The organism is Clostridium hydrogenum (assembly GCF_021432385.1).
GTDB classification, from domain to species: Bacteria; Bacillota; Clostridia; order Clostridiales; family Clostridiaceae; genus Clostridium_S; species Clostridium_S hydrogenum.
In genome coordinates, this window is sequence record NZ_JAEACT010000002.1 from 602536 (window position 1) to 627645 (window position 25110).

Sequence of the window (25110 nt, forward strand, 5' to 3'; positions counted from 1 at the left end):
TGTCAACAGATTAAGGTGTGCCCTTTTTTACTATACCTAATAAAACTTGTGTTATAAAATATATATATAATTAGTTGATTATTTATCATATTAATACTAATAAAGCAATATTATTATTAATTTAGAAATCGCCTAGTAGGGAGGAATGTATTTTGTTAACACAAAAGGATAGTAAAGCTTTAGCCTACGTAAATTTATTCGCTATACTTGGTACTTTAGAAAACCTATGTGAATTGGCAAAAGAGGCAAAGGACTTGTTAAAGGGAAAGCCTCCTATATCAATTGGGTTTGAAGTGAAAAATGGGCCAAGTGCCACATTAACATTTGTTGATGGTTCCTGCAGTATTAAAGAAGGCTGCAGTGCATGTACTATTAAACTTCCGTTTTCATCTTGTGAAAAGTTTAATAACTTTATTGATGGGAAGGGAACGCCTATTCCAACGAAAGGATTTACAAAATTATCATTTCTTTTAAAAACCTTGGTTCCACTAACGGATACTTTAACAAAATATCTTAAGCCATCTAAAGAAAATTTAAAGGATTTAGTTTTCAGTGAAATTAGCACTAAGCTTACATTATATACAGCAGCTGCTTCCATTGCGCAGATAGGAAATCAAGATAAGAGTGGAAAATTTAGTGCTAATCTTATTCCAGATGGGGACATTGCAATAAATGTTAAAGATGTTATGGGGATTACTGTAAGGGTAAAAGACCATCATTTAACTACAATAAAAGAAAAATGTGAAAATCCAAGGGCTATTATGGAATTTGCAAGTCTTGAACTTGCAGGGAAGCTGCTAAATGGCGAAGTAAGTGCTATGGCTTGTATATGCAACGGCAGCATTAGTATGTGTGGAATGATTAATATGATTGATAATATGAACAGAATACTGGATCGTGTTGGCCAGTATTTAAGTTAGGAGGTAAGGTTATGAGTTTTCCTATTAATAAATATACAAAAAGCCAAGAAATGTTTAAACGTGCTTTTCAGGTGATTCCATCTGGAATATATGGACATCAAGGTCCATCAGAAGGCTGTTATGTACCTCATGATGCTTTTCCGCTATTCTCATCTAAGGCCAAAGGATCTCACTTTTGGGATTTAGATGGCAATGATTATATTGATTATATGTGTGGCTATGGCCCAAATGTTCTTGGTTATTGTGACCCAGATGTTGATGCTGCAGCACTTGAGCAATTAAAAAAAGAAAATTGTGTTACTATTCCCTCAAATATAATGGTTGATTTTGCTGAACTTTTAGTTGACACTGTCGCTTGTGCTGATTGGGCCTTTTTTGCTAAAAACGGCAATGATGTTACTTCCCTAGCTATTATGACGGCAAGGGCTGCAACTCATAGAAAAAAGATAGTATTCTTTAAAGGTTATTATCATGGTGTTTCTCCTTGGGCTCAAAAGCTTGATTATCCTGGTATTTTGGAGGAAGAAGTTTGTAATAACTTATATGTAGATTTTAACGATTATCCAGCTTTGGAAAAGCTTTTTTCTGAATACAAAGGGGAAATTGCGGGAATAATTGGACAGCCATATATGCACGGCAATTTTGCAGATAATTTCTATCCTGACGAAGGCTACTGGCAAAAAGTCCGCAGACTATGTGATGAAAACAATGTGGTTCTAATTGTTGATGATGTTCGTGCAGGTTTTAGAATGGACCTTGCTGGTTCAGACCATTATTTTGGCTTTAAAGCAGATTTGATTTGTTTTTGCAAGGCGCTTGCCAACGGATACAATGTTTCTGCTCTTTGTGGAACTGCTTCTTTAAAAGATACAGTAAGCAGTCTATCATATACAGGAAGCTATTGGATGAGTGCGGTACCATTTGCAGCTGGTATTGCTTGCATTAATAAAATGAAGGCTTTAAACACTCCTAAACTTTTTGAGTCACTCGGAACTAAACTTACAGAGGGTTTTAAAGCAGCTGCTAAAAATAACGGCTTTAACTTAGTGGTTTCTGGGCATCCTTCTTTATTCTATCTGAGAATTGCAGATGATGACTCTTTGATGCTTCATCAAAAATGGGTTGCAGAATGTGTAAAAAGAGGTATTTTTATAACATCTCATCACAACCATTTTATAAATGCTGCTTTAACAGAAGAGGATATCAAAAAATCAATAGATATAGCAGAAGATGCTTTTAATGCTTTACGTAAATTAAATTAATTTAAAGGCTATGTTTTAAATAAGTGTGAAAAGAAACAATCTTAATCAGATAGAAGAAGGTTGTTTCTTTTTTTCTTACTTAAAGGCAAATGATAAATATTGTAATATAAATAAAAACTTAATAATGTACCCAACAAAACTAGAGCACAAAAAAGGCCACAGTTCTCCTTCTTATTTTGTTTCAAGAAAGGTTATGATTAAAAGTCCTGTTGATAATATTAGAATGTGTATATAATGGAGACAAAATATATAAAATTCAAAATTAATTGCCTCAGTCAACTAATTTGCGTTATAATGATATTAATCTAAATATTATTATAGATAGGAGAGATTTCATGGATGTTAAAAAAGATAAAATAATTTCAGAAGTAAGGAGTTTTAGTCGCTTCTATACAAATATTTTGGGACTATTAAATCAAAGCATACTTAATACAAATTATTCATTAACTGAAGTTCGTGTACTTCTTGAAATTAGTATAACAAAAGATTGCACTGCAAATGTTTTGATTGATAAACTAGATATTGATAGGGGATATTTGAGTAGAATTATTAATCGATTTAAATGTAATGAGCTGATTACTAAACAAGCTAGTCCGAAAGATGGACGCTTAAATTTTCTTAAACTTACACAAAAAGGAAAGCAAGTATTATCAGAGCTTGAAGAAAGATCTAACAATCAGGTGTGGAAATTAGTAAGTAGTTTAACAGACGAACAAAAACAAAAGTTAGTTGAGTCTATGGAGTATATAAAAGGATCACTATCTTTTCCTGAAGAGACTTTTAAAATTAGAACGTATAAGCCTGAGGACATGGATTATATTATTAAAAAACATAGAGAACTATATGAGCATGAGTATGGATTTTCATCAATTTTTGGAGATTATGTTGAAAAATATTTATACCAATTTAATAAATATTATGATAAGGCTAAAGAAAATATATGGATTGCAGAAATGAATTCTTCTCCTGTTGGGGTAATAGCTATAGCTAAAGTAGACAATGCTACTGCACAGTTAAGATGGTTTCTTATTGAACCAAAAGTGAGAGGAAAAGGGTTAGGGCATAAGCTTATTAAAACGGCAATGGATTTTTGTAAAGAAAAAAAATATAACCATGTTTTTCTTTGGACAGCAGATGTACTAAAAACAGCACGTCACATATATAGTAGTTATGGTTTTAAGTTGACTGAATCAATTGATAACACTAGCTGGGCTGATAAGTTAGTTAAGGAAGAGCGTTGGGATTTATATTTAGATCATGATAAAGAATAATATTAAAGCTGAATACGACAAGATGAGATTATATATAAATAGGAAGGTGATAAAGTGAGTAATCCTTGGGAAAAAGTTTCAATTCAAGATTATGAGAATCATATGAAATTACCATCAGTATATCAGTTGCAGAAATTAAGTGAAATTATGAAATCACAAATATATAAATATAGAATTTCAACGATTGCCATTTTAGGAATAGCAGGTGGAAATGGTTTAGAGCATATAGATAAATCACGAATTAAGACAGTATATGGCATTGATATAAATAAAGATTATTTAGATACATGTAAAGAAAAGTACAGAAATTTAACAGATTGTCTTGTGCTTAAAAAATTAGATTTATCTAATATATCAAATGATTTACCTGTAGCAGATATTGTAATTGCAAATTTATTCATTGAATATATTGGTATTGATATGTTTATAAAACAAATATCAAAAAACCTTCCGCAATATGTATCTTGTGTAATCCAAAAAAATGATAATAATAATTTTGTGTCAGATTCACCTTATATCAAAGTTTTTGATGAAGTTTCATTATTACATGAAGATATAGAAAAAGATTCACTCGTAAAAGCTATGAGTAAAATTGGGTATAGTTTGACCTTTTCAGATGAAGATTTATTACCAAATATGAAAAGGTTCATAAGATTAGATTTTGTAAATAAAGTAAATCAATAACTAATATTTAACAAAAACCTCCTAGTATTTATTTGTAATTTATGGTATCATTCACCTAAACATTAAGCATATACATTAGGGGTGAATTTAGTGAAAAAGCATATATTATTGGCAGGCATTTGTGGAATAGCTCTAATTATCAATGGATGTACAAATAATAGTTCTAATATTTCTACTAAAACAAATGTAGTTAGAAAAACTTCCAATTACAAAGTTGCTGCTACCAAAGATACTAAAGCCTTAGACGTATCATATAAAGAAGGCAATAACTTAATAAAACCATACCTAGAAGATGCTAGAGACCTTCAAAAATCCATTAGAAACGGCAGTGTAATAATGATTTCTAAAAAATCTAATGGCGATTTTGAAGTGTATAATACTGCATCACTTGATAACTTCATTAACTGCTTCAATAGCGGTAAGCAAAGTTATGTTAGAGTAATCAAGGGAATATCAGACAACAATGGTTCGCTTTTAGTCAATAAACTTGAAGAATATGAAACTGATGGTAAAGTAATTAAAGATACCGCTTATGATACCTACTCTAATAAAGATAAATTTATACCAGCAAAACCAATTTATCTATATAAAATGCTAAAAATGTGCTCAGGTAATTCCATTAGATATAGCACTCTTCAAAGCAAAGACACTCCAAAAGATATGGATGGAACTGTAATTAGCTTTCTTAAAAGTAGTATAAAAAATTGATAAGCTCAAATAACTGTATCGCTTAATATAACTCAGCCCACTGTAATTGTGAATTAAGTGTGCTGTAGGATGATTTAAATAAAATTTGGGCTATGTTTAACAACAATGTTGAAATTACAAAGGCAACCAATTAAGATTGCCTTTAGTTCGTTAAAAATGAATATTGTTAGGTAAATCTAATACAAATTACTCTCATTCTTACCAATTATCTATTATTGTATTGGTACGTTTAAATCCATTGTTTATATATAGATTTATAGCTTCTTTATTTAAATCTGCAACATATAAAGTAATATCATTGATTCCTTTCTCTTGCAAACAACTAATAGCAAAAGATAAAAGTCTCTTTCCATATCCCTTATTCTGATATTTTTTATTTACAAACAAATGGTCTATTATATTATCATATATTTCAACAGAGCCTATCATTTCCTCTCCAATAAATATGATAAAAACATTGTATTTCTTTTTTATCATTTCCTCACGTGTGTAAAATGCATGTGGGTCTTGGCTTGTTGCTATACTCAATTCACGAAAACAATCGCAACAAATGCTTCGATAATCATTGTAATAATCATCGCAATAATTAACCACATCTATATCCGAATTAACTTCTCCACCATAGTATTTCATTTCATGTACAATAACTTCAGCCATCTTTTACCTCCCCCCAAATATATAGCTAATTCACAATAAATTGCCATTGTAAACAAGCCTAATTATACATTATATGGGTGTCATTAACAATTAGGATGTATCTTATTTTCAACACTATTCATTAACAAAGCCCAAATTAATATCCTGCAATACACTTAATTCGTAATAATTTTAAGATATTTACGCAAAGTGGCCTCATTTTCTTTTAGAACACCAAAAAAATCTTCATCAATTTTTTCAATAATAGGAAGGGAAAGTCTTACTATTTCTTGCCCCTTCGATAAAAGTATAACAGAATTTGCCCTGCTATCTTCAGGATTGACAGCTCGCTTTATAAATTCTTTTTTTTCTAACCCTTTAATAATTTGTGATACTGACATAACATCCATATCTGCCATCTTAGCTATACTTACCTGTGTTATATTCTCATTGGATTGGCTAAGAAAATTTAATGTAGTAAGCACAACAAATTGAGGGTGCGTAATTCCTAATTTACGAAGTTCTTGATTAATAATTGAGTGCCACTTATTATATACACGTATAAAAAGAAGACCAGTGGATGATTCTGCATCATCTTTAAAGCGATCTGATGGAAATTCCAATTTATATCTCAACCTCCTTTTTAATTTTCATAACTGAACTTGGAACATCAGAAAATACACCACTAAGGAAATTCAAATCTTCCTCTGAAGGATTTTCTTTATCTAGTGTTACAGAATGTTGAATAAATGTTTCCCCACCTTCTTGTAAAATATCATGTCCAAATATTAGGCTCCCCATTCCAGGCACATCCGTTCTATCCCAATAGGCAGCGTTATTAACAATATTAATTAGTGTAAAATCCATCTCTGGCATACCTTTTAATTTCATTGTTCCAGTAGTTCCTGTTTCCACCTCTCCATTAAATTTGATACTTTCTAAATCCTCCTCCCAAACTTTTCTCTTCGTAGGATCAGCATAATATGACCAAATAACTTCTTTAGGTGCATCCACCTTTACTTTAAACTGTAATTTCATTTTTCATTCTCCTTTACATAAATAATTATAGTAAATGTTTATATTATAAATGTACTTATTATAAGCATATTTATAATATAGATTTTATTTTTTGTCAAGGAGGTATGAAAGTTAATTAAGGCATATAAGAAAATAATAAGTGCAAATCAAGATATAGTTTTACTTGTTATTTATTTAATATACTCCTTTGCTATATTAACAAAATTTTTAACTAAAGGATTCATACGTAACGCTTTATTAACTATAAACTTAATTTCTAATTCATTAAATTCGTCTTTTAAATCATATATAAATAACCTGCTGTTTTCTTGCAAAATACTCTTAGGCAAAAGGGACACTCCTAAACCTTCTGTAATTCCCTTAAGAATAGCTTCCAATGAATCAAATTCAATTGTATTAACCTTAAAACTATTGCGAATTAGCCACTTTTGTAAGAGTTTACGATAAGGACATTCATGATCTGAATTTACTATTATTGGACTAGATAACTCATTAAGATTGTTAATTTCTACGGAGGATGTTAGTGCAACTTCTTCTTTGAAAGTAAAGAGTTTTTTAACTTTAGCAGATACAATCTCACTAGCTACGAAAGCACCATCCAATTCACCCTTTATAATCATATCAAGAAGAACTTTATGCTCTTGTGTTTTCAATATCATAGATACTCCCGGATTTCGTTCATGAAATAAGGAAAATACTTTGGGTAAAATAGAGGCAGATATAGTTTGAGTTGCTCCAATTTTAATAGAAGAAGTGCTATTAGACACAAGAAACTCTTCATTAACTCTATCTATAAGTTCAAGAATTTTATCTGCATATTCAAGTAACTTTTCACCATTAGGTGTAATTGTAGATCCCTTATTGCTTCTTATAAATAAAGTAGTATTCAAATTATTTTCAAGAAACTTAATTCTCATAGTTATATTAGATTGTGCATAACCAAGCTTTAAAGCCGCTTTAGATATAGACTTCTCATAAGCAACTGTTTGAAATATTCTTAAATCATTAATTTCCATAGTATAAACGCCTTTCATCAATACTAATTTTTATTTATATATAAATAAACCATTTCAACTATTAAAATTCATGTGCACCATAATGCCCAGAAGACGGCATTTTGGTACAAATAAATTTTAAGTTTCACAGTGGTTTATCTTTATCACTAATAATGATATTAAGTATTATTTATAAGTATTATACAATTTTTATATAAGGATTTAAACTGTAATTGTAAAACACTTATAGTCAAAAGGAGGTCGTAAGTCAATGATAGCAATGCAATATAAAATCGTATTACCAATGGATTATGATATGAAAATAATAAGAAGAAGGGTAGATAATAATGGATATAAAACAGATGGATTTCAAGATTTGAAATTTAAAATGTACCTTATAACAGAAAAAGGAGTAAATAAAAATTTACAGAATAGTTATTGTCCTTTATACATTTGGAAAGACAGTAATGGATTAAATAATTTTTTATTTGATGGATTTTATGATAATATAATAACTTCTTTTGGTTGGCAAAAAGTAAGTATAGGAATACCTTTAATTGATAAAACAACAGATAAAATTAAAGATAGTAAATATGCATTTGAAATAATAAAGGAAATAGAGCCTCAAGAAAGCCTCAAAAATTTAAAAGATAAGATAGAAAAAGATATCATTAATATGGAAAGTAAAGAATATTTAATTATTTATAATCCTGATAAATGGAAATATCACGTATTTTATTTTGTAAATGAACTAAGCAAAGTAAAATTAGAAAAAGCAATAATTTATAGTATACTTCATGTATCTCTCTAAAAAAATATAAATAATTTTGCTTCAAATAGAGATAAAGCAGTTCAAACTATGGTGTAGAATATACTTGCCACCATAGTTTATAATTCCAGTTGTTCAGACGATTGGCATCATTAATTCTACATTAATTATGAACCTATTGTTTTCGCTTTGAGCCCATATTCTTCCTCCATGCAATTCAACTATATTTTTTGCTATGGCTAGGCCCAATCCTGATCCAGCAGTTTCTGAGTTTCTTGATTCATCTGTTCTATAAAATCTATTAAATACTTTTTCTAGATTTTCTTCTAAAACACTATCAACTACATTTTCAAAATTAATAATTATATTTTTGCCAGTTTCATATAAATTTATATTTATATTACTTCCTTCAACACTGTATTTAACAGCATTTTCTATAATGTTTGTAAAAACTCTTGCTATTTTACTAGGATCTATTAATAATTCTAATTTGCCATTTTTAAAATTTTTATTAAATCTTACGCCTTTTTCACTTGCCTGAATTGAAAGTTCCCCAATACTTTGTTCCATTATTTCTATTATATCAACTTTTACTTTTTCAAGCTTAACACCTCCACTCTCAAGCTTGGAATACTCAAACAAATCATCTATTAATATTTTTAACTTTTGTGATTTTTCCAGGGACACCTTTGCATATTTGTCTTTTTCTTCAGTACTCATATTATCATTTACCGCAAGCTGGATATACCCAATTAATGAAGTGAGTGGTGTTCTTAAGTCATGAGACACATTTGTTATAAGTTCACTTTTTAGTCTTTCAGCATTTTTTTCTTCTTGAATTTTGTTCTTCAGCTTAAGTGACATATTATTTATTTCTTCTGCTAAAATCGCTAATTCATCATGTCCACTTACTTTAATTTTAAAATCTAAATTTCCTTCAGAAATTATTTTTATACCATGGCATATACTTTTAATATATTCGGCTTTTCTTCTAACTAATAAATAAATCAATATTAGAATAGTTATGATATTGCTCAATACTCTCAAAGAAATAAGAAATAAAAAAAAGAATGATAACAGTTCTCTTATTCTAGTTCCTAATAATAGCTCCTTAATCTTATTTTTAAATTTTAAATAGACTACTAATACTATTGCTATGCCTGGTATTATACCCGATATAAAACTACGTATTACACTTGATATAAACCAATGTATACCATATAGCATAATATCATGTACTACATCTGAAAATGCCGATATAGAAATAAAAAATAACATAACAAATAGTAGTTCCCTTGTTACACTTCCAAATAATAATTTATTAATTCTATTTTTCAATTTTATATCCCACTCCCCATACCACTTTTATGTATTTAGGTTCCTTGGGATTAATCTCAATTTTTTCCCTTATATTTCTTATGTGCACAGCTACAGTATTATCTGCATTATTAAAGCTTTCCTTCCATACATTACTATAAATCTGTTCTGTACTCATAACTCTACCTCTATTAAGCGCTAAGACTTCTAATATAGAGAATTCTAATGGAGTAAGCCTTACAAAGTTACCTTCAACAAAAATTTCTCTTGAAGCTCTATTTATAGTAAGTCCATCAATAATTATCTCATCCTCATTTTCTTTCTTTGCTTCATTAAAATTAAAACATCTCCTAAGTTGAGATTTTACTCTTGCAGTAAGTTCTAATGGATTAAACGGCTTAGTAACATAATCATCAGCTCCAACATTTAACCCCAATATTTTATCGCAATCTTCATTCTTAGCAGAAAGCATAATAATAGGAAGCTTTTTTTCCTCTCTAATTTTTAGGCATGTCCTTATTCCATCAAGTTTAGGCATCATTATATCTAAAATTATTAAATCAATATCATTATTTTTAAGTTTTTCTAGGGCATCAATGCCATCACAGGCTGTAACAACATTCAATCCTTCATTTGTCAAATAAATTCCAATCAACTCCTGTATATCCTTTTCATCATCAACTACTAACACTGCATTTTTTTTCATAAACTATAGCACCTTCTCTATTATTAATAACTATAACTATTATATTACATCTCATTACGCAATGTTATTTTTTTGACTTTTGTTTGCATACTCCAATATTAGGAATTAACATTTTCATATCTGGATAATAATTTCCTAATAATACAAATACCCATGATATTATATACCCATATCTTGGTTGCTGCTCAATAATTAAATAAAATAAACCAAAACCACAAAAAATTATATACAGTAAACTTATTAACTTATTATCTAAATATTGTTTTATATTAAATAATTGTATATATACATATATCATTAAAATAAGGTATACTAGTTGAGAATAAAAAAATAATACCGTACTCAAATTAAATCTTGAATTTAATATGCTTAAATTTCCAGTAGACCAATATGCTCCTGAAAAGTCACCACTTGACCATTGTGCTATAAATTTAATTATATAAAATCCTATTAATTTATATAATGGTGTGCTTATTAGCCTTTTCTTTATAATTAACTCACAAACTGATTGAACCTTATCATAATTAAACTTATACTTTTCTGATATTTGACTATCTTCCTTATTCCACATACCTAGCGATTGAATATTTGTACCTTTTAAAACAGATGTTATAGCAGGTTCTCTTCCATGCCAAAGTGGATATTCTGTTATATTTAACTTTAACAATATGCTGTTAACAGTAATCCATGGACTTAAAAACGAAACAATTAATAATATACTCATCTTAATACATTTTTTATTTTCATGACAAATTATTAAATAAAAAATATATGCTATTAATATAACAATACCTACCATTCTAAAAAGATTGCCTATACTTAATAACAATCCTGAAGCAATAATCCATCGCAATCCTTTTTTGCCTTTTATTACTAAAAGAAATAAGTAAATGCTTCCTATAAAAAATGTCATAGCTAAATTTTCTGAACAAAGCACAGAATTATAAAATATAAACGGTGGAAATGTACATGCTATAAAAGAAATCATAATTGCTCTCTTTTTATCTTCGTATAATTCTATACTTATCCAATAAATAATATACACATTTATCGTAGATAAAATTATATTTATTAATTTAATTACCAATATAGGATTTGGAAATACTTTGATTATCATGCCGAAATATATTGTTAATATTGTTAAGTGACTAAATCTACCTATGTAGCTTGTACCCTTAAAAACAGAATAATCTCCTAATGCAAATTTTTGACCGCAATTATAAATTATTTGAAAATCTGAAAAAGGCTCAGCATCTATTAATAAAATATATAATAGTCTTAATGCGAATGATAACAATAAAATTATTAATAAAATCACTTTATAAGAATACCCTTTTTTCAAAAGCTTATAAATAAAATATCCTATTAATAAACAAATTAAAAATATAATTAGACTACTTATTATTGAGTATATGGTATTTTTGAATGATAAATTTATAAAACATAAAAATGATATACCTATGCTTCCTAATATGATTAACAAAAAAAGAATTTTCAAAGGTATGTTCATAAAATTTACAAATCTGTTTTTAATATGATTCATATTTCCTCCTTTATTCCATTTATGCAACTAAAGAATTTATAAATGAAATCTATTTTTTAATATTTAAGTCTTACTTAGAAAATAAATAACTAGTTATCATCTATGCTAATTATTATAAAAATTAATATTAAAGAAACATTTATTAAAATTATGAAGATTTAATGAAGAATAGAGAGCTAAGATATGTAATATATAAAGTATATATTATTAAAATAAAAAATCAGGTAGCATTTTATGAAGTTATGGTGTACAAGAAGCTAACTTCTCTAAAGAATAAAATAATTAAAAATGCAAAAAATAAAAATAGGGTGTTGATAATCACCCCATAATGTATAATTCTAATCATCTAATTAATATATTGTGTTATTTTTAACAACTTCTCCATTTTTTATAACACTATCCACTATATTTACCCCTGTGTTATAAACAAGATATTTATAAGTTGGATATTTAAGTATTACTAAATCTGCTGCTTTTCCTTTTTCAAGGGTTCCTATTTTATCTGCTCTTCCAAGGGCTGCTGCACCATTTAAAGTAAAGGCGGTTATTGCTTCTTCTGCTGTCATACGCATGTGTATGCAAGCTAAGGCAAACATTAATGGTATGGAATTTGTAAAACAGCTGCCTGGGTTAAAATCACTGGCTAAGGCCACACTACAACCACTATCAATCATCTTTCTAGCGTTAGCATAAGGTTTGTTTAAGCAAAAAGCCGTTGATGGCAGAAGCGTTGCCACAACTTTATTTTCTGCAAGGCTTTTTATACCTTCTTCAGAAGCACATAGTAAATGATCAGCTGATACTGCCTTAAGTTTTCCTGCAAGCTCAGCACCACCAAGGCTTACAATTTCATCAGCATGAATTTTTGCTTTAAAACCCATTTCCTTTGCCGTGCTTAAAAGCCTATCTGACAATTCTATTGATATTACATCATCTTCGCAAAATACATCACAGAAGTCAGCAAGTTCTTTTTCCTTAACTACTGGCAAAACCTTGTCTATTATGAAATCTATATATTCTTCATTTTTTCCTTCATACTCCAAAGGGACAGCATGTGCACCTAAGAAAGTACTTACTACATCAACTTTATGGTCTTCATTCAGCTTTTTCATTACTTCCAGCTGTCTTATTTCTGTAGCTAAATCCAAGCCATATCCACTTTTTCCTTCTACAGTTGTTATTCCAAACTCAAGCATTGAATTAAGCCTATCAAAACCTAGCTCATACAATTCTTCAAAAGAGCTGCTTCTAGTTGCATTTACTGTATTTTGAATGCCACCCTTTGCTCTCATTATATCCATGTAACTTGCGCCATTTAATCTCATAAAGAATTCTTCTGGCCTGTAGCCCCCAAAAATAAAATGTGTATGGGAGTCTACAAAACCAGGAAGAATACATTTATTATGAGCATTAATGACTTCAAATTCATCTAAATTGTACTTTTTTAAAATATTTTCTGTTGTGTCTACCTCTTCAATTATTCCATTTTTTATAACAACTGCACCATTTTCAATAACTCTAATGCCGTTCATTTCTTCCCCGCATTTAGCACTTTTCCCGATAGGCGTTGCTATTTGACTAGAATTTAAAATCAATATATTTCTCATATTATTTGATTCCTTTTATAAGTGTTTCATCAACTACATATGGTATAGTTACTTGGTTTTCACCTTTGTATCTTTCGTTGAATTCAATAGCTGTTTCTATAGAATGTTCATTTCTAGCCCAGCTTCTTCTTGCAACTCCGCCCATAACATCCCAAAGGATTGCGCTCTTTATTATTTCATCTATTCTTTCGCTTCCATCAAGCACAAGACCAAAGCCACCGTTTATAGATTTTCCTATACCAACTCCACCACCGTTGTGAAGCGCAACTAGGCTCATTCCTCTTGCTGCATTTCCTGCGTAACATTGGATTGCCATGTCAGCCATTACGTTACTTCCATCTTTTATGTTTGCAGTTTCTCTAAATGGTGAATCAGTTCCACTTACATCGTGGTGATCTCTTCCTATCATAACTGGTCCTACTTCGCCATTTCTAACCATTTCGTTGAATTTAAGAGCTATATCCTTTCTTCCTTCAGCATCCTGATAAAGTATTCTAGCCTTAGTTCCAACTACCAATTTGTTTTCCTCAGCGTCCCTAATCCAGTTATAGTTATCTCTATCTTGATATCTTCTATTTGGATCTATGCATTCCATTGCCGCATGATCTGTTTTTATTAAGTCTTCATCTGTTCCGCTTAAGCATACCCATCTAAATGGTCCGTACCCATAGTCAAATAACTGTGGTCCCATGATGTCCTCTACATAAGATGGAAGTACAAATCCGTCTTTATCATCTACTCCATTTTTAGATATTTCCTTTACCCCTGCATCATATACTGCTTTTAAGAAGGAATTACCATAATCGAAGAAATAAGTGCCTTTTTCTGTGCAAGCTTTTATAAGTTCATAATGATGTCTTAAGCTCTTATCTACAAGTTCCTTGAATTTTTCCCTGTCCTTACTTAAAAGTTCTGTTCTCTCTTCAAAAGTAAGACCTTGTGGACAGTATCCACCATCGTAAACAGCATGACAAGAAGTCTGGTCAGACATTAATTCCACCTTTATATCATTTTTAACTACATATTCAAGTAAATCAACTATGTTTCCGTGGTATGCAATTGATATTGCTGTCTTATTTTCTACATGTTCATGTGCAACTTTAAATATTTCATCTAAATCAGATGATTGCATTCCTACCCAACCTTGATCTAGTCTTGTTTTTATTCTTGATTCATCTACTTCTGCAATTATTCCAACTCCATTTGCTATTTCAACAGCTTTTGGCTGAGCACCACTCATTCCTCCAAGTCCAGAAGTTATGAATATGTGTCCTCTTAAATCTCCATCGTTTGGAATTCCAAGCTTCATTCTTCCTGCATTTAAAAGTGTATTGTAAGTTCCATGAACAATTCCTTGAGGTCCTATATACATCCAGCCACCAGCTGTCATTTGTCCATAGTTTGCAACTCCCATTTGTTCTGCAACTTCCCAATCGTCTAAGTTATCAAACATTCCAACCATAAGTGCATTAGTTATTATAACTCTAGGCGCATTTTCTCTTGTTCTAAATAAGCCTAATGGATGACCTGATTCAACTACTAAAGTTTGATCCTTTTCCATAACTTCAAGGTATTTTTTTATAAGTCTGTACTGCATCCAGTTTTGGCATACGCTTCCTGTCTCACCGTAAGTAACTAATTCGTATGGATATAAAGCAACTTCAAAATCAAGGTTGTTTTCTATCATAACCTGAAAAGCCTTACCTTCAATGCAGTTACCTTTGTATTCATCTATTGGTTTTCCGTAAATTCTTCCTTCTGGTCTAAATCTATAACCATAAATTCTTCCTCTTGTTTTTAGTTCTTCTAAGAATTCTGGTATCAATTTTTCATGGTATTTTGGGTTAATATATCTAAGTGCATTTTTTAATGCAATTTCTGTTTGAGCTTCATTTAATGTATAACCTCTGTCTGGTGCTCTTCTAATTCCCTCTACAAACTTAGGCATTTCAGGTAATTCGTCATCTAATTTTATGTCCATTGATATTTTTGCTTTTTCATTATAATTCATTCCTTCTACCTCCAATTAATCTAAATTTTTATCAAAAGCTAACAACGAGTTTATAAGAGCTTCCACCCCTAATTCTATTTCTTCATATGAAGTATATTCTTCTGGACAATGACTTCTTCCATCTTTACTTGGAACAAAAATCATTCCCACTGGTGCAATTTCATATATATGATTAGCATCATGACCGGCTCCACTTGGTAAGTGCACAGTCTTTGCTACTTTGTCACAGTTTTCTTTTAGGACTTTTTTAATATTTTCATCTATAATTACAGAACTTGATTTTGATATATTATCAAATTTAATCTTTATATTTCTTTTTCTTGATAATTCTTCAGCTTCTTGAATAAATTTGTTTGCAAGCTCATCTATAACTTCATTTTGAAGTGCCCTTATTTCAAACTCAAATTCACATTTCCCAGGAATTACATTTGATGCATTAGGCTCTACACTTAGCTTACCTACGGTTCCAACTACATCATCACTATTTTTTCCCCTGCACAAGCCTTGAAGCTTTAATATAAGTTCACTTGTAAAAGCTAACGCATCATATCTCATATTCATTGGTGTTGTTCCTGCATGATTAGACTCACCTTCAACTAAAACCTTATATCTATGAATCCCAACAATACCTGTGACAACTCCTAGTGGAATTTTTTTATTATCTAAAACAGGTCCTAATTCATTGTGCAGTTCAAGATATAAAGCCGCATCACCCTTTTTTCTAGCTCGTTTCTTAAGCTCACTACAATTTCCACCCAAATCATCTATTGCATCAGAAAGCACTCTTCCAAGACTATCCTTCCTTTGAAGCATTTCTTCAGACAGTTCTCCTATCATTCCTTTACTTCCTATGGTTGATAAGCCAAATTCGCTTGGCTCCTCAGAAGTAAAATCAACTATTTCTAAAGGATGCCTAAGAGTTATTCCCTTTTCTTTTAAAGTTCTAACAACTTCTATGCCACCTAAAACTCCTATAGTTCCATCATACATACCGCCATTTTCAACAGTATCTGTATGCGAACCAATTATTATTGGCTTTAAATTCTTGTCACTTCCCTTAAGCTTACCTATAATATTAGCCGCCGCATCTATAGAAGTTTCAAGTCCTGTCTCTTCCATTTTTCCTCTTAGCCACACTCTTGCTTCTTTATACTCTTTTGTAAAACCTCTTCTAGTATGTCCAAGCTTGCTTCTATCTATAAACGTAGATATTTTTTCAATATCATTTTTCAGTCTGCCTATGTTAGGCTGCATATTATCCATTTTGACACCCCTTTAAGCAGAGTACGGAGTACAGAGTACAGAGTACAATGAAGGTCAATTTTTTGCTCTCGCAAAAAATTCTTAAACTAATTGGCTATCGCCCAAACCTATTATAAATGTCCCTTACTTTTAAAAATAATCTTCTAGACTCACTAATCTTAAGATAGTAAAAATTTCTTACTAAGTCTTCTTCAGCGAAGCTGAACTATATATTTTCAAAGATTTATCTGACGCAAGGAAAGATAAATCATCCTTCACTGTACTCTGTACTCTGTACTTTGTACTCTTAAATACTCATGCTTAACTACCAAACTATCGCACTTCAACCTTCACCCTGCTTCTATTTTTCAAGTTTATTCATAAGTTTTTGAACGTTTTTCACAATTTTGCTTTCTGGTACAGTTAAGATTTCTCCATTTCTAACTCTTTCTTTTCCGTCAACCACAACATGGTCAATTGCACATGGCTGCATTGCATAAACTATGTTAGGCATAATTTGCTCACCAGAATTAAATATTGGCTGCATAGACATATCATTTTTATTGATTCCAACAAAGTCTGCTTTATAGCCTTTTTCAATTTTTCCTACAGGAAGCTGAAGTATTTTTCCTCCAATTTCTGTTCCCATTGCAAAAACATCTTCATAGTTAACGCATAGAGAGTCAAGCCTTGTAACCTTTTGAAGTAGCGCACACATTCTCATCTCTTCAAATACGCTTATTCTGTTATTACTACAAGCTCCATCTGATCCAAAACCTATTTCAACACCAGCCTTCATCATTGCTGGAATATTAGTTACTCCATCTGCTAAGAACATATTACTTGAAGGGCAATAAGCAAGTTTAGCTTTTGCAGCTCCCATTAGCTTTATTTCATTGTCATTAAGCCATACACAATGAATTGCAACCATGCTATCATCAAGAACCCCTATTTTATTTAAAAGCTCAACTGGTCTTAAGCCAAATTCCTTTTGCACCTGCTCAACTTCAAAAGGTTCTTCTGCTACATGTATGTGATAATTTGTACCAAGCTCCTTAGCTAATTTATGACCTGCTTTAACCATATCTATTGATGCTGCATGTAAGCTGTGTGGTGCTGGAACAATTTTAACCATGTCATTTCCTTGATATTTCACAGCTAAGCTTCTTACATTTTTTACAGCTTCATCTATAGTTTCAACATATCCTTTTGGTGCTCCATCCCAATCATACATTGTTCTAGCAAGTACTAAACGAATTCCAACATCCTTTGCTGCTTTAATAACTGCTTCATCGCTTTCAAGTCCGTCATTATGGACATAAAAGAAATCACTTACTGCTGTAACTCCATATTTAAGCATTTCTCCAAAGGCAAATACTGCCCCAGTATATATATCCTCTGCCGATAATTTAGGTGAAAACGCATAAAGTGATTTATCTCTCCACTCTAAAAATGGCTTATCTGCGGCAATTCCTCTAAGTAAACTTTGAAAAGAATGATTATGTATATTTGTTGTACCCGGAACCATTATATTTTCTGCCCAATCTACAATTTCTGCATCCTTGTATTTTGCTGAAAGTGTTTCAAAAGAATCAACCTCTAATATTGCTCCATTTTCTTCTACAACACCTTTACCCTTTTGAAATTTGCCTTCATAGTAAACAATAGCTGGTTTATATATTTTTTTCATTTTATTAGCTCCTTGCATTTTTATAATATATATTATTTTCTTTTTCTATTTCTTCTAGCTTATTTATTCTTTTATCAAGTCCTTCAATTCCATTTGCTACATCTCTTAATAGCAGATTTATAAATAGCATTGGCGTACTATAAATATCAAATATTGAGGATGTTGTTATTGGAATACTTATGACTGGCTCTGCTAAACTAGTAACAGGCGATATAATGCTATCTGTTATACCTGCAATTGAAAAGCCTTCTCTTTTTAGTATCTCCAATTTTTTTATTAAATCATTAGGGTACCTTGGAAATACTATTGTAAGTATTAAAGTTTTTTCTGGATTTCTAAGCTCTAGCGTATTCCATAGTGGACTATCTGGTGTAACTTGAACCACATTATTTCTTATTTTATTTAAAATATAGCTTGTATATGGAAGTATTGTTGCTGACATTCTAGATGATAAAATCACTAATTCCTCTGCTGCTATAATTTTTTGTACAAGCTTTTGATATGCTTCCTGACTTAAAATTTCCTCAAGCTCATCTAAGTTATTGTGTTCCATATTAATTACACTTGCTAAATTATTATTATGAGCTGTATATTGAAGTCTTTGAGGCGCTGTTATTTCCTCTCTAATAAACTGCTGTAAATTATGTAAAAAATCATTGTAACCTCTATATCCAAGTGCACTACAAAACCTTGAAACGCTACCTTGACTTACTTCCGCTTCCCCTGCTACTTCTGATGCTGTCATAAAAATAATATGTTTATAATTTTTTTCAATATAATAAGCAAGTTTTTCGTATGCCGCTGACCCCTGTGATATTACAAACATCTCTTGTTTTAATTTATCAAATTCTTTAATATTGGATTTGAACTCCATGCTTAAACTTCCTTCCCCGCATAATGAATGATGATATTATTCACAACTTATTTCTTATGAATAGCTTTATTTAAATATATGATTTTATTTAATAAATGTCAATACGATTTATTAATTTATCAATATTATTATACGTTAAATAAAACACTATTAAAAATATAAGATTTTAGTGCTGAAGTTTCTTAATTATATATGCCATATTCTGTCCTAAATTTTTCATGTTACTAATTCCCTCATCATCCTTTAACGCATCTCCAATATTTTTTCCGTAAACCATATTCCAATAAGTAGAACCTACTACAAGTACCTCTTTATTTAATAAAAAGTGATTTAATGTATCTATGGCTGTCATACCACCACCTCGGCGAACCGCAGCAACAGAAGCACCAACTTTATACTTAAGCATACCAGAATTCGTTGCAACAATAACACCTGCACGCTCAATAAAAGCTTTCATTTTTGATGATATATCAGCCGAATAAACTGGTGAACCAAGAATAATTCCATCAGCATCAACTATCTTATTAAATATTGCGTTAAAAGCATCATCTTCAATTATACATTTTCTATTGCCCTTACAAGCAAAGCATCCCTTACAATTTTTAATTTCCTTATCAAATAGTTGTATTAACTCTGTTTCTATACCTTGATTTTTTAGTTCCTTAAATACAGTTTCTATCAATATTGCTGTATTTCCATCTTTACGAGCACTTCCACTTATTCCTATAACCTTCATATAAACTCACCTCACATAAAATTATTAATTACAACGTATATTAACGCTTGTATCTCGAATACAGCTTGCCATGAATATATAAGATGGCTTGTCTGATTATTGCAAGCCATTTTATATGTATTCTAATCTTTGGCTATATTTTAAAATAGTATTAAAACTATTCTTTAATAAATGGTTGTAAAATCTATTGTTTTTGAATTCCTTTGCACATAGTTTTTTTGTGACATTTAGGACAATACAAACTTTTATAGTTTAAGCCACTATTAACACCAAAAATATTTTGTTTTAAGGTGATTTCAAAAACTTCTCCACATTCATCACATATCCATTTGTAACTAACTGTACTCCAACACATTAAAGTATAAATTCCTATTAATAAGCCAACCAAACTAATTATAAGTAATGTAATACTTGATATTGCCCCAATAAATAGTAGTATTAATGATATTAAACTTAATAAAATACCAAAGATAGGATAACCTTTATTTTTCACCTTAATCACTCCAAAATGTATAATTATGGCTATTGTAACATAGATAGATATTTTTGTGTACCATAATAACAATAATATCTAACACAGCCTAATATTAAAGAAATTTCCAAACTAACTGGTTTAAGTGAATACACTCTCCGCTTTTATGAAAAACAAAAATTAATAAAAAATATTTCACGTGATAAAAATGGCTATGGTTTAAATAAGTGTTGATTTTCACACTTATTTAAACCATAGCTTCCTTTAGTATGTTTAGCTATTTTTAAAAGAATGTTGATGTGATACGCTCACTTTTATGGACTCTTAGGATTGCTCGTTTATAATTTGCGTAATTTTGACCAGGACGGTCAAAGCCATTTAGGCATCAGGACGATGCATCTAAATGGGTAGCAAATTATAAACGAGCAATTCTTAGAGTCCATTAATGTCATAAGCTCATATAAACTTTCTTTTAAAACATAGCTAATTCTTTTTCAACTTCTTTGTAAACAAGCTTATTCGATATTCCACCATAAAATCTTACAGTCTCATTTATAGCAACTATAGGCAACATAAATTTCTTTTTAAAGGCTTCCTGTAAATAATCGTATTTATCTATATCAATTTTATCTGTATCTACAAACTCCATTTCAACCTGCTTTGCTACATCTGTGTTTTTAATATAATCTACAAGTTCCTTATACATTAAAAACATGTTTTTATTTCCCTCGCACGTAGAATGTCCACTGCAAGAAGCTGAACTACTGCACCCACTGCATCCGCCACTGCAAGAGCCTCCGTTGTCATGTACGCATTCTCTTTCTCTATTTACTCCAAACACTTCTATAAACACAACTTCATTATCCATTTTATCTCCTCTTTAAGATGCCTAAATATTATTTATCTCTTACTCGAAATTATACATAATATAAAGCTAAGTAACAACATTCAGAAGCATTAAATAAAATTAATAATTTTTGAGTAGTTTTGCAGCTGCCTCATCAACTATGACATTGACATTATTATGAAGCTGCAAAATTGAAGCTGGAACCTCTGGACAAATTTTGCCATTAATACTTTTATAAATTGCCTCAGCCTTAGCTTCTCCATTTGCAAGAAGTACTATAACTTTTGACTGCATTATTGTCTTTATTCCCATGCTTAAAGCTGATTTAGGCACTTCCTCCATTGATTCAAAGAATCTTGAATTTGACTCTATAGTTTTTTTATCTAAATTTACAAGATGTGTTCCCGCTTCAAAATTTACACTTGGCTCATTAAATCCAATATGTCCATTTACACCTATTCCAAGAATTTGAATATCAATTCCCCCAGCATTTTTAATTTTCTCATCATAGCTTAAGCATTCTTTTTCAATATCTTTTGCAATTCCACTAAGTATATTTATATTTTCACGCTTTATGTTAACCTTATTAAATAAATTGTTCATCATATAATAATGATAACTTTGAGTATTATCATCAGAAAGACCATAATATTCATCTAAATTAAAGCTCTTTACATCAGAAAAATCTATTTCCTTATTATTATATAATTTTACAAGTTCTTTATACATACCAATTGGAGTATCTCCAGTAGCAAGTCCTAACACACTATCACTTTTTAATATCATCTGACTTGCAACCATACTTGCTGCCTTTTTGCTCATTTCATCATAATCATTTACTCGTATTATTCTCAATTAAATCACCCCCAAATTAATTTTCATATACTGTTTCTCCTCCAACAATGGTTTGAATAACTTCAAATTTATCATTAAATATTGTTATATCTGCATCCTTGCCTTCTTCAAGGCTTCCCTTTTTATCATAAATATTTATACTTTTTGCTGGATTTATTGTTGCCAAATTAACAGCCTCATTAATAGTTAAATCTGTATTTTCATATACATTTTTAATAGCCTTATTCAGTGTAAGTATACTTCCTGCAAGTGCTCCGCTTTCAAGCCTTGCTGAATTATCCTTTACAAAAACCTTTTGACCTCCAAGTTCCGAAACCCCATCCTTAAGTCCACCTGCTCTCATGCAGTCTGTTATAAGGACTACTTTTTCCTTACCTTTAATTTTTAAAAGTATACTAAAAATACTAGGATGTGTGTGAATTGTATCAGCTATAATTTCACAAAATGCATCACTGTCAAATGCAGCACCAACAACTCCAGGTTTCCTATGATTCAAAGGTGACATAACGTTAAAGGTATGGGTTATATGATTTGCTCCTAATTTAATTGCTTCCATAGCCTGTTCGTAAGTTGCATCAGAATGACCTATAGATAACACTATATCCGAATTTTTCTTTACTTCTTTTATAAAATTAAAGTTTTCATCTTCCTCTGGTGCCATTGTTATTAATTTTATAATATCCTTATACTTTTTAATGAAATCATAATTTGGCTTTAATATATAATCACTTTTTTGTGCACCCTTATATTTTTCATTTATAAATGGACCTTCTAAATGTGCTCCTATAATCGATGCTCCTGAAAGCTTTCTATCTGAGGCTTCTTTTATAGTATCAAGTGCCTTGTATATTCTTTCCTTGCTCATTGTCATAGTAGTTGGCAAAAATGCAGTGACGCCTTTGCTGGAAACAAACTTGCTCATAATTTCAAGAGATTCTATTTCCCCATCCATAACATCCTTTCCGTTTGAACCATGTATATGTACATCTATAAAACCCGGTGAAACATAACTTCTCTTGGCATCTATAATTTCTAGATTATCTTTATTGAAATTTATATTTTCTACTATTTTATTGATTTTTTTATCAAATAATAGCACCTTATTCTCTAATATTTCATCCTTTGTTATTATTTTACCGTTAATTATAGCCTTCATTTTTACACCTTCTTAATTATTTTAGACTATCTATAGCCTTTGAAACATTTCCATCAAATTCTTCTAAAAGTTCTTGAGCCTTTTTAGATCCATCTCCCATGATTATTTCAACAATAGCTGCCTTAGCATCATAATTACACTCTTCTACTACCTTACTTACAACTAAATCATCAGCATTTGTAGCAAGCTTAACTATTTGTCTCACTCTATCTTTCAACTTTTTATTAATTGGCCTTACATTTACCATTAAATTTGAATATGTATTTCCAATCTTAATCATTGAAGTTGTTGAAAGCATATTAAGGACCATCTTTTGTGCCGTACCAGCTTTCATTCTTGTGGAACCCATTATTACTTCTGGCCCAACATTGACACAAATAGTTATATCGCATTTTTCATTTAGCTTTCCCTTTGAACAAACAACACCAATTGTTTTACATCCAATTTTATTTGAATATTCTACAGCACTATTTACATAAGGCGTATTCCCGCTTGCAGTAATTCCAACAACAACATCTTTTCTATTTACACCTTTTTCTTTGAGGTCTTTTAATGCCAAATCTCCATCATCTTCTGTTTCTTCAAGCCATCCACTCAAAGCATTATTTCCACCAGATATAATTCCTTGAACCATTGAATCATCAACACCAAAAGTAGGTGGACATTCTGATGCATCCACGACACCAATCTTTCCACTGCTTCCGCTTCCTACATAAAATAGCCTTCCTCCATTTTTAAAACTTTCCACAATTATATCAACAGCTTTTTCTATACTAGGAAGTTCTTTATCAACAGCAACAGCAACTTTTTTGTCTTCTTCATTTATTTTTTTTAATACTTCAAATGTACTTAAATTATCTAAATTAATGGTATTTACATTTCTTTCCTCCATGCACTCACCTCAATACTTTATTGTTATTTGCCTATCTTTTAAGTTAAGAGTATTTCATATTCGTATTTATCACTTCTGTTAATTGTATTTGTATATTCAATAGGTATATCATTTTCTACATATGTAATTCTTTTAAACATAAGGGCTAATGCATTTTCCTTTTGATCTAAAAGTTTTGACTCAAATTCACTCAAAGCTACGGGTTCAATAGTCTGCTTTGCCCTTTTAGGCTTATAATTAAATTTCTGCTCAAATATAGAATAAAGTGATTTTCCATCAATCATCTCCTCTGTCATTCCCTTAAATAAATGTTCTGGAATCCATACAGTTTCAATGGCTACTGGATCCTTCTCCGTCATTCTGAGCCTTCGTATTTCTATAACTTTATTAAATTCTTTTGGAATCTTAAGTATGTTTCTATTTTTTTTAGTAGCTTCTTTTATTTCAAAGGATATAATTTTAGTTTCCGTGGCTAATCCTTTTTCTCTCATTTCTTCTGTAAAACTTTTAAGTTTATATATTTCCTGCTTTTCCTTAGGTTTCGCAACAAATGTCCCCTTACCTTGTTCCCTATATAATACTCCCTCATTTACAAGAGACATTATCGCCTTATTTATAGTCATTCTACTTACGCCCTGAATATCACATAATTCTCTTTCTGCTGGTATCATGTCACCAGGCTTAAGCTCTTCATTTTCAATCATTTCTAGAAGTATTGTTTTAAGCTGATAATGAAGTGGAATTGGATCTAACTTTGATATTTTTCTCAAGCCATTACCTCCTAACCTTATCATGTAATATTATTATATCATTATATTGATATGTTGTATATACCAATTTAAATCAGAGTACAGATGACAGAGTACAGAGTACAATGAA

Annotated in this window: 27 protein-coding genes; 8 read left to right on the forward strand and 19 right to left on the reverse strand. The window is 30.5% G+C overall.

All coding sequences use genetic code 11. The features are described from left to right. Positions 1–152 precede the first annotated feature (152 nt). The 6 genes from CUEA01_RS02760 to CUEA01_RS25090 all read left to right on the forward strand — a co-directional run bounded on the left by CUEA01_RS02760 (position 153) and on the right by CUEA01_RS25090 (position 4845). Positions 153–920: a hypothetical protein gene (locus CUEA01_RS02760; RefSeq protein ID WP_234117715.1), complete on the forward strand. Its 768-nt coding sequence runs from the start codon at positions 153–155 to the stop codon at positions 918–920. Positions 921–931: 11 nt separating this feature from the next. After that, positions 932–2182, forward strand: a complete 1251-nt coding sequence (locus tag CUEA01_RS02765; protein WP_234117716.1) for an aminotransferase class III-fold pyridoxal phosphate-dependent enzyme — start codon at positions 932–934, stop codon at positions 2180–2182. A 25-nt stretch (positions 2183–2207) separates the two neighbouring features. Continuing rightward, a complete protein-coding gene (locus CUEA01_RS02770; RefSeq protein ID WP_234117718.1) occupies positions 2208–2417 on the forward strand; it encodes a hypothetical protein in 210 nt (69 codons plus the stop codon). A gap of 100 nt (positions 2418–2517) precedes the next feature. Then, positions 2518–3453, forward strand: a complete 936-nt coding sequence (locus CUEA01_RS02775; protein ID WP_234117720.1) for a bifunctional helix-turn-helix transcriptional regulator/GNAT family N-acetyltransferase — start codon at positions 2518–2520, stop codon at positions 3451–3453. 54 nt (positions 3454–3507) lie between these two features. Then, entirely contained in the window at positions 3508–4137 is a 630-nt protein-coding gene (locus CUEA01_RS02780; protein WP_234117722.1) for a class I SAM-dependent methyltransferase, read from the forward strand. A gap of 90 nt (positions 4138–4227) precedes the next feature. Next, entirely contained in the window at positions 4228–4845 is a 618-nt protein-coding gene (locus tag CUEA01_RS25090; RefSeq protein ID WP_234117730.1) for a DUF4362 domain-containing protein, read from the forward strand. A 198-nt stretch (positions 4846–5043) separates the two neighbouring features. Here CUEA01_RS25090 and CUEA01_RS02790 read toward each other — a convergent pair whose 3' ends face one another. The 4 genes from CUEA01_RS02790 to CUEA01_RS02805 form a co-directional block, all read right to left on the reverse strand. Then, a complete protein-coding gene (locus CUEA01_RS02790; protein ID WP_234117732.1) occupies positions 5044–5502 on the reverse strand; it encodes a GNAT family N-acetyltransferase in 459 nt (152 codons plus the stop codon). Between the two features lie 155 nt (positions 5503–5657). Continuing rightward, on the reverse strand, positions 5658–6104 hold the full coding sequence (locus CUEA01_RS02795; protein ID WP_234117741.1) for a MarR family winged helix-turn-helix transcriptional regulator: 447 nt from the start codon (positions 6102–6104) through the stop codon (positions 5658–5660). Between the two features lies 1 nt (position 6105). Further along, positions 6106–6519: an SRPBCC family protein gene (locus CUEA01_RS02800; protein WP_234117743.1), complete on the reverse strand. Its 414-nt coding sequence runs from the start codon at positions 6517–6519 to the stop codon at positions 6106–6108. Positions 6520–6689: 170 nt separating this feature from the next. Next, positions 6690–7535, reverse strand: a complete 846-nt coding sequence (locus CUEA01_RS02805) for a LysR family transcriptional regulator (RefSeq protein ID WP_234117745.1) — start codon at positions 7533–7535, stop codon at positions 6690–6692. 250 nt (positions 7536–7785) lie between these two features. Between CUEA01_RS02805 and CUEA01_RS02810 the strand changes: the two genes are divergently transcribed. Then, a complete protein-coding gene (locus CUEA01_RS02810; RefSeq protein WP_234117753.1) occupies positions 7786–8325 on the forward strand; it encodes a DUF4865 family protein in 540 nt (179 codons plus the stop codon). A gap of 93 nt (positions 8326–8418) precedes the next feature. On the opposite strand, the gene CUEA01_RS02815 is transcribed toward CUEA01_RS02810, so the two are convergent. The 10 genes from CUEA01_RS02815 to CUEA01_RS02860 form a co-directional block, all read right to left on the reverse strand. Next, positions 8419–9621, reverse strand: coding sequence for a sensor histidine kinase (locus CUEA01_RS02815; RefSeq protein ID WP_234117755.1), 1203 nt, complete (start codon positions 9619–9621; stop codon positions 8419–8421). Continuing rightward, a complete protein-coding gene (locus CUEA01_RS02820) occupies positions 9611–10306 on the reverse strand; it encodes a response regulator transcription factor (RefSeq protein ID WP_234117757.1) in 696 nt (231 codons plus the stop codon). Before CUEA01_RS02820 ends, CUEA01_RS02815 begins: the two co-directional genes overlap by 11 nt. Positions 10307–10370: 64 nt before the next feature. Next, positions 10371–11603: a glycosyltransferase family 39 protein gene (locus CUEA01_RS02825; RefSeq protein ID WP_234117759.1), complete on the reverse strand. Its 1233-nt coding sequence runs from the start codon at positions 11601–11603 to the stop codon at positions 10371–10373. 596 nt (positions 11604–12199) lie between these two features. After that, positions 12200–13456, reverse strand: a complete 1257-nt coding sequence (gene hutI, locus CUEA01_RS02830; RefSeq protein ID WP_234117761.1) for an imidazolonepropionase — start codon at positions 13454–13456, stop codon at positions 12200–12202. A 1-nt stretch (position 13457) separates the two neighbouring features. Further along, positions 13458–15467 (reverse strand): urocanate hydratase, encoded by a 2010-nt coding sequence (locus CUEA01_RS02835; RefSeq protein ID WP_234117763.1) that lies wholly within the window; start codon positions 15465–15467, stop codon positions 13458–13460. A gap of 15 nt (positions 15468–15482) precedes the next feature. Further along, positions 15483–16730, reverse strand: a complete 1248-nt coding sequence (locus CUEA01_RS02840) for a Zn-dependent hydrolase (protein WP_234117765.1) — start codon at positions 16728–16730, stop codon at positions 15483–15485. 340 nt (positions 16731–17070) lie between these two features. Then, complete coding sequence (locus CUEA01_RS02845) at positions 17071–18399, reverse strand: amidohydrolase family protein (protein WP_234117767.1); 1329 nt, start codon at positions 18397–18399, stop codon at positions 17071–17073. A 4-nt stretch (positions 18400–18403) separates the two neighbouring features. Continuing rightward, a complete protein-coding gene (locus tag CUEA01_RS02850; protein WP_234117775.1) occupies positions 18404–19273 on the reverse strand; it encodes a MurR/RpiR family transcriptional regulator in 870 nt (289 codons plus the stop codon). Positions 19274–19439: 166 nt separating this feature from the next. After that, positions 19440–20009, reverse strand: a complete 570-nt coding sequence (locus tag CUEA01_RS02855) for a flavodoxin family protein (RefSeq protein ID WP_234117777.1) — start codon at positions 20007–20009, stop codon at positions 19440–19442. A 184-nt stretch (positions 20010–20193) separates the two neighbouring features. Beyond that, positions 20194–20502: a hypothetical protein gene (locus CUEA01_RS02860; RefSeq protein WP_234117779.1), complete on the reverse strand. Its 309-nt coding sequence runs from the start codon at positions 20500–20502 to the stop codon at positions 20194–20196. A gap of 102 nt (positions 20503–20604) precedes the next feature. Here CUEA01_RS02860 and CUEA01_RS02865 point away from each other — a divergent pair, with 102 nt between their 5' ends. After that, complete coding sequence (locus CUEA01_RS02865) at positions 20605–20715, forward strand: MerR family DNA-binding transcriptional regulator (protein WP_234122110.1); 111 nt, start codon at positions 20605–20607, stop codon at positions 20713–20715. A gap of 238 nt (positions 20716–20953) precedes the next feature. Here the strand turns inward: CUEA01_RS02865 and CUEA01_RS02870 are convergent, their stop codons facing one another. From CUEA01_RS02870 to CUEA01_RS02890, 5 genes are all read right to left on the reverse strand, one after another. Beyond that, positions 20954–21349, reverse strand: a complete 396-nt coding sequence (locus tag CUEA01_RS02870) for a hypothetical protein (RefSeq protein ID WP_234117781.1) — start codon at positions 21347–21349, stop codon at positions 20954–20956. Between the two features lie 99 nt (positions 21350–21448). After that, entirely contained in the window at positions 21449–22183 is a 735-nt protein-coding gene (nagB, locus tag CUEA01_RS02875) for a glucosamine-6-phosphate deaminase (RefSeq protein WP_234117783.1), read from the reverse strand. 16 nt (positions 22184–22199) lie between these two features. Next, positions 22200–23339: an N-acetylglucosamine-6-phosphate deacetylase gene (gene nagA / locus CUEA01_RS02880; RefSeq protein ID WP_234117787.1), complete on the reverse strand. Its 1140-nt coding sequence runs from the start codon at positions 23337–23339 to the stop codon at positions 22200–22202. A 16-nt stretch (positions 23340–23355) separates the two neighbouring features. After that, complete coding sequence (gene murQ, locus CUEA01_RS02885; RefSeq protein WP_234117788.1) at positions 23356–24231, reverse strand: N-acetylmuramic acid 6-phosphate etherase; 876 nt, start codon at positions 24229–24231, stop codon at positions 23356–23358. A 38-nt stretch (positions 24232–24269) separates the two neighbouring features. Further along, positions 24270–25001 carry a GntR family transcriptional regulator gene (locus tag CUEA01_RS02890; RefSeq protein ID WP_234117799.1) on the reverse strand — a complete coding sequence of 244 codons (732 nt, stop codon included), beginning with the start codon at positions 24999–25001 and terminating at the stop codon, positions 24270–24272. Positions 25002–25110: the final 109 nt, after the last annotated feature.

Bases quoted from the DNA above. Each gene is read 5' to 3' on its own strand.
- CUEA01_RS02765 (WP_234117716.1), top strand. From the start codon at position 932: ATGAGTTTTCCTATTAATAAATATACAAAAAGCCAAGAAATGTTTAAA.
- CUEA01_RS02775 (WP_234117720.1), top strand. From the start codon at position 2,518: ATGGATGTTAAAAAAGATAAAATAATTTCAGAAGTAAGGAGTTTTAGT.
- CUEA01_RS02790 (WP_234117732.1), bottom strand. From the start codon at position 5,502: ATGGCTGAAGTTATTGTACATGAAATGAAATACTATGGTGGAGAAGTT.
- CUEA01_RS02800 (WP_234117743.1), bottom strand. From the start codon at position 6,519: ATGAAATTACAGTTTAAAGTAAAGGTGGATGCACCTAAAGAAGTTATT.
- CUEA01_RS02805 (WP_234117745.1), bottom strand. From the start codon at position 7,535: ATGGAAATTAATGATTTAAGAATATTTCAAACAGTTGCTTATGAGAAG.
- CUEA01_RS02810 (WP_234117753.1), top strand. From the start codon at position 7,786: ATGATAGCAATGCAATATAAAATCGTATTACCAATGGATTATGATATG.
- CUEA01_RS02820 (WP_234117757.1), bottom strand. From the start codon at position 10,306: ATGAAAAAAAATGCAGTGTTAGTAGTTGATGATGAAAAGGATATACAG.
- hutI (WP_234117761.1), bottom strand. From the start codon at position 13,456: ATGAGAAATATATTGATTTTAAATTCTAGTCAAATAGCAACGCCTATC.
- CUEA01_RS02835 (WP_234117763.1), bottom strand. From the start codon at position 15,467: ATGAATTATAATGAAAAAGCAAAAATATCAATGGACATAAAATTAGAT.
- CUEA01_RS02840 (WP_234117765.1), bottom strand. From the start codon at position 16,730: ATGGATAATATGCAGCCTAACATAGGCAGACTGAAAAATGATATTGAA.
- CUEA01_RS02845 (WP_234117767.1), bottom strand. From the start codon at position 18,399: ATGAAAAAAATATATAAACCAGCTATTGTTTACTATGAAGGCAAATTT.
- CUEA01_RS02850 (WP_234117775.1), bottom strand. From the start codon at position 19,273: ATGGAGTTCAAATCCAATATTAAAGAATTTGATAAATTAAAACAAGAG.
- CUEA01_RS02855 (WP_234117777.1), bottom strand. From the start codon at position 20,009: ATGAAGGTTATAGGAATAAGTGGAAGTGCTCGTAAAGATGGAAATACA.
- CUEA01_RS02870 (WP_234117781.1), bottom strand. From the start codon at position 21,349: ATGGATAATGAAGTTGTGTTTATAGAAGTGTTTGGAGTAAATAGAGAA.
- nagA (WP_234117787.1), bottom strand. From the start codon at position 23,339: ATGAAGGCTATAATTAACGGTAAAATAATAACAAAGGATGAAATATTA.
- murQ (WP_234117788.1), bottom strand. From the start codon at position 24,231: ATGGAGGAAAGAAATGTAAATACCATTAATTTAGATAATTTAAGTACA.